Origin of the sequence: Pseudoalteromonas sp. SG44-5, from assembly GCF_014164175.1 — a bacterium.
GTDB lineage: Bacteria > Pseudomonadota > Gammaproteobacteria > Enterobacterales > Alteromonadaceae > Pseudoalteromonas > Pseudoalteromonas nigrifaciens.
Window position 1 is genome coordinate 94,167 of record NZ_JACJES010000010.1, and the last position, 7,990, is coordinate 102,156.

The following is a 7,990-nucleotide window of genomic DNA, read 5'->3' on the forward strand; positions in this document are numbered from 1 at the left end:
TATATTTTATTTGCTGGGGAGCGACTTATTATTTAAAGTTTGAGTTTGCTGATTAAGCTTGCCCAGATACAAAAACAGACACGTATGTGCCTGTTTTGTGTTTAAACTAAAGTTTAAATTAACGTATTTCGTCTGGAATATGCTGCTGTGCCCACGATAGTAGCTCAATACGGTTACGACATTTTGTTTTTCTAAATGCGCTGTATAAATGAGTTTTAACTGTGTGTGGGCTAATGCTTAGCTCTTCAGCAATTTCTTTATTTTTTGAGCCATTACTCATTAATGAAATTATGGCTTTTTCGCGCTTGGTAAGTTTAACTGGCTCAATATCGCCTTCGGTAAGCTTATGCAGTGCATCTTTATTAAACTGCAACATACGATTTAATGCATTACACATTATATCTCTGCGATACCAAAGTTGATCTTCAAGTAGTAAGCGAATACCTTTCATCAATACATCGGCGTTATCTGTGGTGTAAAATACACCACGAATTCCGCTAAGTAAGGCACGATTAGCAAGCTCTGGGTTTTCATCCAAATTAAATAATACGATATCGCATTTAATCCGTAAATTAACCAGTTGCTCTTTTAATTTTCCCCACGCATCTTTGCTCGATGTTTCGATAAACAAAAGTCGTGTTCCTACAGGCACATCTAAAATATTGGTGCCTGTGGTTACGCTAATACCTTGCGTTTTTAACAAAGGTTCTAAAACGTTAATACCAATAGTGTTAATGGGCTCTTCATCTAATAACAAAAAGGCTGAACTGCTCATATTATTTTTACTCTTTTATAAAGCTTATGATTAAGTTTACCACGACCTCCACACCTTTTGTATTAGAAAGTCGCGTTGTAACGCAAAAAGCAAGTACGATATTATGATTATTTAAACATAAAATGTTGCAAATAAGTAATTATTTATTGATTGCGATTACAAAATAAAACAACCTAAAAAGCTTATAACTAATTGTATAAAATAAATAGCTGTTTATAGCGCCACTTTTTTGGTGTTTTGATAAGGAGGCCAGCCCATCTCTTTACCTGCAAGCATATGTAAATGAATATGATATACGGTTTGGCCACCATGTTCATTGCAATTCATGACCACTCGGTAGCCATCGTCGGCAAAGTTTAGTTGCTTGGCTAATTTAGCCGCTACTACATATAAATTACCTACTAAATGCGAGTTTTCAGGCGTTACATCGTTAATAGTAGCAATTGCCTTTTTGGGGATAATAAGTGCGTGAAATGGCGCCTGAGGGTTTATATCTTTAAAGGCGAGAGTATGCTCATCTTCATAAATAATATCAGCTGGGATCTCACGATTAATTATTTTAGTAAAAATAGTCTCTTGGCTCATTATATGGCCCCTAATTAAGTATGATTAAAGTAAGCTCCACTAATGACAAACTTTACAAGCAGTGTCAAACTGAAATCAAATAAAGGAGAAAATATGCGTAAATCAATATTATTAGGTAGTGCCGCAGCGCTATTGTTTAGTGTGTCGAGCATGGCAGAAAATATTCACTTTCCAGAAGAGTTTGTACCTCTGCAAGTTGGTGAGCGTATTATTGAAAGCTCGATATTTAGCCGTGTTGACGACATAGAGCTAGCACCGGGTAGTTATAAATTAAAGCTTAAATATACTGACTTGTATGACCTAGGTTACGACGATCACGAAGTGGTAGAGTCTGAACCATTTTGGGTAAATGTAACTATTGAAGCGGGTAAAGATTATACTTTAGAGTTTAATCGTGCCAAAAATGCGGTTGCGGCTAAAGTATTTGCACAGTCGCCACAAGTAAGCTTAAAAGCAAAAGGAAGTGCACTGGCTGCGCCATTAAGTGTAATTTCTAATGCCCAGCTTACAAACACTGTGCCAGTACAGCAAGTTAGTAATACAACGGCAATGGCAACAAGCGCCAGCGAAGTAAGTAAACTCGTTGCACCTATTAATGGTAAGGGCATGCCCAGCGCAGCAGCAATGCTAGACTTTTGGTGGCAACAAGCAACCCCAGCTCAACAACAAGCCTTTTTAGAAAAAGTAACCAATTAGCTTTTATGCAATTAAAAAAGGGCCGAATGTCGGCCCTTTTTGTATTTTAAACACTCGCTTATTAAGCTCGTTATTATTTGAATAATTTATTCAAATAATGCGTCTATAGTGCCATGTGCTAGTGGGTGATAACCCGGGCGTGCTTTTAAGTACACGCTTTGTGCCCAGTCTTTTTTGCCGTTATCAATAAGTGACTTATAAAGCGGGACAATTAGCTTGCGACGACCAATACTGGTTAAGTGCTTATCAAGCGCCGGATAAATTGGCTGGTATCCATTACCTACCGCTAGCATAAACCAAGCAAAGGCACGTTCAGCGTTAGTTGATTGCGTTAAGTTATACGCAGTATCAAGCTCGCTCATATGTGTTTGGCTTAAATCGCGCGGTAAGTTATTTAAAAAGTGCAACCATTCATGCACCGACCAATTAGCTGTAGGCAATTGCGCTGCTGTGATATCGCCATTTAACCAAGTAGCTGTTGCTGTATCTACTTTATCAAAAGCATCTGATGTTGGATTAGGTGTATCGCTTGGTAAACCTGGCGCAAAAATCCATTCATTTACTTTATCCATGCTCACAATACCAGGGTACTTATCAATTAAGTTAGCTTTTAGGTAAGTAACAAATTGTGCGGTGGTTAAAGATTTAAAGGCAAATTCGTTAAAGTAAGTTTTTACAAAGGCGTCAAACTTATCGCGGCCATATTTTTCTTCTAGGTAAATTAAGAATAATTGCCCTTTGGTATAAGGTACAGAGCTAAACGCATCATCAGGATCGCGGCCATTAAGCTTTAAGTTAAGGCGCGTGTCTGGCGCATCAAGCGTTTTAATTTGCGCGCGAATACCTGCTGCATCAAGGGCTTGTTCCATTACTGCGCGGTCACGACCAAATACTTCTTCCATAATGCGGTTTTCAACGTACGAGGTAAAACCTTCGTTTAACCATAAATCTTCCCAGGTTGCATTGGTAACTAAGTTACCAGACCAAGAATGAGCAAGCTCATGTGCAATTAGATTTACTAAGCTTTTATCGCCTGCAACCACGGTTGGGGTAATAAACGAAAGGCGTGGGTTTTCCATGCCACCAAACGGAAAACTTGGCGGTAACATAAGTAAGTCGTAACGACCCCATGCATAATCGCCGTAAAGTGCGTTAGTTTTATCGATCATCGCTTGGGTGTCGTTAAATTCGGCAACTGAAGCATCTAAAATAGTTGGCTCAGCAAAAATACCGGTTTGATGCGACATTGCTTTAAATTCTAAATTACCTGCGCCAATAGCAATTAAGTAAGGCGAAATAGCTTGTGGCATATCAAAAATGTAGTCGCCATCTTTATAAAGTGCGTCTTTATTGTCGGCACTCATTACCGCACGTATATCTTTAGGAGTATGAATGCGCGCCGAGTACGTTACTCGCATTGCTGGCGTGTCTTGTACTGGGATCCAGCTACGTGCATGAATTGCTTGCGATTGGCTGTACATAAACGGGTGTGTTTTGCTGGCTGTTTGCTCTGGTGTTAACCATTGTAGGCCAGACGCTTCAGGGCGGCTATTATAGTAAATACGTACTTTTGGCGCTTGGCTTTTAAAAGTAATAGTTAATTTTGAGCCTTTAACATCATCGCGTGTTGCTAAACTAAATTTAGCTTTATGCCATGTGCCGTTTTGCGTTTGATACATTACTTTATCAATATCTAAATCGCGAGTATCGAGCACTAGAGTTTTACTGTTGTTATTTTGCCATTCTAGGGTGTGCTCAACAAAACCTTCTAATTGCTTGTCGGCAAAGTCGACATCTAAATCAAGGTTTAAATGCGTAGTAATAACGTCATTAAGATTAGCATACGAGTTTTGATCAATAGCATTGGCCATTGCTTGTGAGCACATACCAGCCATAGCTAGGCTTAAAAAAAGAGGTGTGATTTTCATAATTACCCTGAACACAAATAAATAAGTGTTGGTTTTATATCATGATTGGCGAGGCGGGTTGAGCAATTTTTACATTCAGATGCGCTATTTGCGACAATGCGTTAAACTAACGCGATTAGTTACCGGTATATTTAGAGAGCTTTGTGGCGCACTCATTACAAACGTTACATACATTTGCATTAACCAGCCAATGCCAACAATTTGTTAAAATTAATAACCTAGAGCAGCTTAAAACGCAAAGCTTTAAGCCTCCATTTTGCCTATTAGGCGAGGGCAGTAATACGGTATTTTTAAATGATTACACCGGTACTGTTATTAAAATGGCAACTCAAGGTGTACAAATAAAAGAGCGCGCAAACGATTACTTAATTAGCGTGGCCGCTGGCGAAAACTGGCATCAACTAGTCAGCGAGCTGTTGACTAAAAACATTCCCGGGCTTGAAAACCTAGCGCTTATTCCCGGTACTGTGGGTGCTGCGCCGGTGCAAAATATTGGTGCCTACGGAGTTGAATTGGCTAAATTTGTAGAGTCGGTTGAGTATTTTGATATAGCAAACAAAGCCTTTAATACCTTAAATAATGCGCAATGTGAATTTGGCTATCGCGATTCTATTTTTAAACACGCGTTAAAAAATAAAGCGGTGATCACTACTGTGCATTTAGCCTTGCCTAAAGGGTGGCAGCCGGTATTGAGTTATGGACCGCTGCAGCAACTTGCAGCCGTTACGCCACAAGCGGTATTTGAGCAAGTAATAGCAACACGTAACAGCAAATTGCCCAATCCTTATACCTTACCTAATGCAGGTAGTTTTTTTAAAAACCCCATTATTACTAATCAATGTTTAGCTGCTTTATTAACTACCTTTGCAGATTTACCGCATTATAAACACGGTGCAAAGCACCATAAAGTGGCTGCGGGTTGGCTAATAGAGCAAGCGGGTTTAAAAGGCTACCGCATTGCAGGTATTGAGGTACATAAACAACAAGCCCTAGTGCTAGTAAATTACGGCCAAAGCCAAGGAAGCGATTTAATTGCGATGATTAAACATATTCAACACAGCGTATTTTCTCGTTACAACATTATGTTAGAGCACGAAGTACGCTTAATTAATAACAGTAGTGAATGCCATATTACAGCGGAGCCAACGCCATGAAAGCACCCGATGGGAATAAACTCGCCATTTTAAATGCCCTCAATCAAGGTGGTTTTATTTCAGGGCAGGTATTAGGCGAGCAACTGGGTATTAGCCGCGCAGCTATTAGTAAGCATATTAAAAGCTTACAAGAAATGGGCTTAGATATTTTTAAGGTAACTGGTAAAGGTTACAGCTTAAATAGCCAAGTCGGACTGTTAAACCAAGCGCAAATACAACAACACTATCAAGCGTTAGGTGCAACTACCGCCAAAGTAGAAGTACACCCCATAATAGACTCCACTAATAGTGAGCTAATGCGCCGCATACAAGCAAAAACTGAGCTTGAATCGGGTACTGTTATTGTGGCCGAAATGCAGCAGTTGGGGCGTGGGCGTCGGGGCCGGGTTTGGCAGTCGCCATTTGGAGCCAACTTATATTATAGTTACTTTTGGCGCTTAGATGATGGCATACAAGCCGCTATGGGCGTATCTATAGTGGTTGGCTTAGCTGTATATGATGCTATTAAAGCGCTATACAACATAGAAGTAGAGCTAAAATGGCCTAACGATATTTACCTCAATAAACAAAAGCTCGCTGGCGTATTAGTTGAGCTCGACGCGCAACCGCAAGGTCCTTGTCAGTTAGTTATAGGCATAGGTATTAACTTACAAATGCCAGAGAGCTTTAGTCAGCACATTGATCAAGCATGGACTGATTTAAGTCAACATACGCAGCAGCTTAATAAAAATCAGTTGGTTGCCTCGCTTACTTATTATTTAGAGCAGCGTTTAGAGCAGTATAGTGAAAGTGGCTTACAGAGCATGCATCAGCAATGGAATGCTTTAAATGCATTTGCTGGTGAATGTGTAGAGCTAAATACCGGACATCGTAGTTGGCGCGGAATATGTGAGGGAATAGACCCACAAGGCGGAATTCGTATTCGCCAAGATGGTGAAGTAAAAAGCTATTACGGCGGCGAAATATCGCTCAGAAAGGCGCAACTATGAAATTACTCATAGATGTAGGCAATACTTCACTTAAAGCTAAGCTGTGGCAAAACGAGCAAGTTCAAGCATGTGATTTAAATAATTTACCTTGGCATGCAATTACACACGTTATTTATGCTTGCGTAGGGCGCAGTGAGCTACTTAATGCTATTTTAGCGCAAGCCGCCTTTAATAGTATTAGCTGCTTTGAAGCTAAAGTAACTAAAACGCTAGGTGGGCTCACCTGTGCTTATGAGCACTTTAATAATTTAGGCATAGATAGATGGCTGGCACTTATTGCAAGTTTTACCTTGTATCCAAATAAGGCCTGCATAGTTGTTGATGCCGGTACGGCTACCACAATTGATGTACTCAATTGTGACGGGCAGCACTTAGGTGGCTGGATTTTACCTGGCCTTGATTTAATGACCCGCTCGTTAACGCAAAATACCCAGCGCGTTTTTGATGATGAAAATACGCCATTTACTAATCAACTGGGAATAAACACCCCAAATGGTTTAAAAAATGGTGCCTTGGTTGCCACCATAGGAGCAATTAACCAAGCTAAACCTTATTTAAATGATAAAAATACGCAAATTATTTTTGCCGGTGGTTATGGTTCGTTATTACAACAGCAATTCAAAGAGAGTATTTTTGATCCTATGCTGGTTATTAAAGGCTTAAATTATTGGTATGAATTAGATGAAAACAGCAATAAATTATAAAAAAACCGGTTTTTGCCTGAATTGTGAGCATTTAAACAATAAATTCTCATTTATTTTAATTTTATAGTTGCATCCCAATAAAGCTTACTCTAATATCTCGCCCCGTACTAAAGCAGTGCCGACTTAGCTCAGCTGGTAGAGCAACTGACTTGTAATCAGTAGGTCAACCGTTCGACTCGGTTAGTCGGCACCACTTTCCTTTTTACCGAAAGTGCATTAGTAAAGAATTATCGTGGAGGGGTTCCCGAGCGGCCAAAGGGATCAGACTGTAAATCTGACGGCTCAGCCTTCGCTGGTTCGAATCCAGCTCCCTCCACCACTTTATTCTTGACGGTTAGAGGTATTTTAAGAACAGGTTCCTAACGCGGGCATCGTATAATGGCTATTACCTCAGCCTTCCAAGCTGATGATGCGGGTTCGATTCCCGCTGCCCGCTCCAGTTTATGGTGATGCTGATATAGCTCAGTTGGTAGAGCGCACCCTTGGTAAGGGTGAGGTCGGCAGTTCGACTCTGCCTATCAGCACCAGTTTTAAGAACCTCCTTAAGCGCTTCCTTTATCTGTCAGAAAAAACTATTTGAAATTTGAAAAAATCAACTTAATCTACCTATGGTGGATTATTTTCATATGTAATATAGATACACAAAACTGATAGGTTCCGTCATGGCAAAAGCAAAGTTTGAACGCGTAAAACCGCATGTTAACGTAGGTACAATTGGCCACGTTGACCACGGTAAAACTACATTAACTGCAGCAATCACTAACGTACTTGCAAAAGTATACGGCGGTGTTGCTAAAGATTTCGCATCAATCGACAACGCTCCAGAAGAGCGCGAGCGCGGTATCACAATTTCAACGTCTCACGTTGAATACGATACGCCTACTCGTCACTACGCACACGTAGATTGTCCTGGTCACGCCGATTATGTTAAAAACATGATCACTGGTGCTGCTCAAATGGACGGTGCTATTTTAGTAGTAGCTGCGACTGATGGTCCTATGCCACAAACACGTGAGCACATCCTACTTTCTCGCCAAGTTGGCGTTCCTTACATCATCGTGTTCATGAACAAATGTGACATGGTTGATGACGAAGAGCTACTTGAGCTAGTAGAAATGGAAGTTCGTGAACTTCTTTCAGAATACGATTTCCCAGGTGA

General features: G+C 40.4%; 8 protein-coding genes and 4 tRNA genes. 9 read left to right on the top strand and 3 right to left on the bottom strand.

From position 1 onward, the window contains the following. Positions 1-118 precede the first annotated feature (118 nt). Positions 119-775 (bottom strand): response regulator transcription factor, encoded by a 657-nt coding sequence (locus tag H5079_RS11875; RefSeq protein ID WP_086994433.1) that lies wholly within the window; start codon positions 773-775, stop codon positions 119-121. A gap of 213 nt (positions 776-988) precedes the next feature. After that, positions 989-1,360, bottom strand: a complete 372-nt coding sequence (locus H5079_RS11880; protein WP_011329544.1) for a histidine triad nucleotide-binding protein — start codon at positions 1,358-1,360, stop codon at positions 989-991. Positions 1,361-1,453: 93 nt separating this feature from the next. Between H5079_RS11880 and H5079_RS11885 the strand changes: the two genes are divergently transcribed. Then, complete coding sequence (locus H5079_RS11885) at positions 1,454-2,056, top strand: DUF2057 family protein (RefSeq protein ID WP_182684158.1); 603 nt, start codon at positions 1,454-1,456, stop codon at positions 2,054-2,056. 86 nt (positions 2,057-2,142) lie between these two features. Here the strand turns inward: H5079_RS11885 and H5079_RS11890 are convergent, their stop codons facing one another. Beyond that, positions 2,143-3,984 (bottom strand): M1 family metallopeptidase, encoded by a 1,842-nt coding sequence (locus tag H5079_RS11890; RefSeq protein ID WP_011329542.1) that lies wholly within the window; start codon positions 3,982-3,984, stop codon positions 2,143-2,145. A gap of 143 nt (positions 3,985-4,127) precedes the next feature. Between H5079_RS11890 and murB the strand changes: the two genes are divergently transcribed. From murB to H5079_RS11930, 8 genes are all read left to right on the top strand, one after another. Next, on the top strand, positions 4,128-5,138 hold the full coding sequence (gene murB, locus H5079_RS11895) for a UDP-N-acetylmuramate dehydrogenase (RefSeq protein WP_182684159.1): 1,011 nt from the start codon (positions 4,128-4,130) through the stop codon (positions 5,136-5,138). Continuing rightward, positions 5,135-6,127, top strand: coding sequence for a bifunctional biotin--[acetyl-CoA-carboxylase] ligase/biotin operon repressor BirA (gene birA / locus H5079_RS11900; protein ID WP_011329540.1), 993 nt, complete (start codon positions 5,135-5,137; stop codon positions 6,125-6,127). Before murB ends, birA begins: the two co-directional genes overlap by 4 nt. Further along, entirely contained in the window at positions 6,124-6,831 is a 708-nt protein-coding gene (locus H5079_RS11905; protein ID WP_011329539.1) for a pantothenate kinase, read from the top strand. The genes birA and H5079_RS11905 overlap by 4 nt, the downstream gene beginning before the upstream one ends. 117 nt (positions 6,832-6,948) lie before the next feature. Next, positions 6,949-7,024 (top strand) — tRNA-Thr (locus H5079_RS11910). 41 nt (positions 7,025-7,065) lie between these two features. After that, positions 7,066-7,150, top strand: a tRNA-Tyr gene (locus H5079_RS11915). Positions 7,151-7,195: 45 nt separating this feature from the next. Further along, a tRNA-Gly gene (locus tag H5079_RS11920) sits at positions 7,196-7,270 on the top strand. 12 nt (positions 7,271-7,282) lie between these two features. Then, a tRNA-Thr gene (locus H5079_RS11925) sits at positions 7,283-7,358 on the top strand. Positions 7,359-7,493: 135 nt separating this feature from the next. Continuing rightward, on the top strand, positions 7,494-7,990 hold a 497-nt coding region (locus H5079_RS11930; RefSeq protein ID WP_182677340.1), incomplete at its 3' end, for a GTP-binding protein.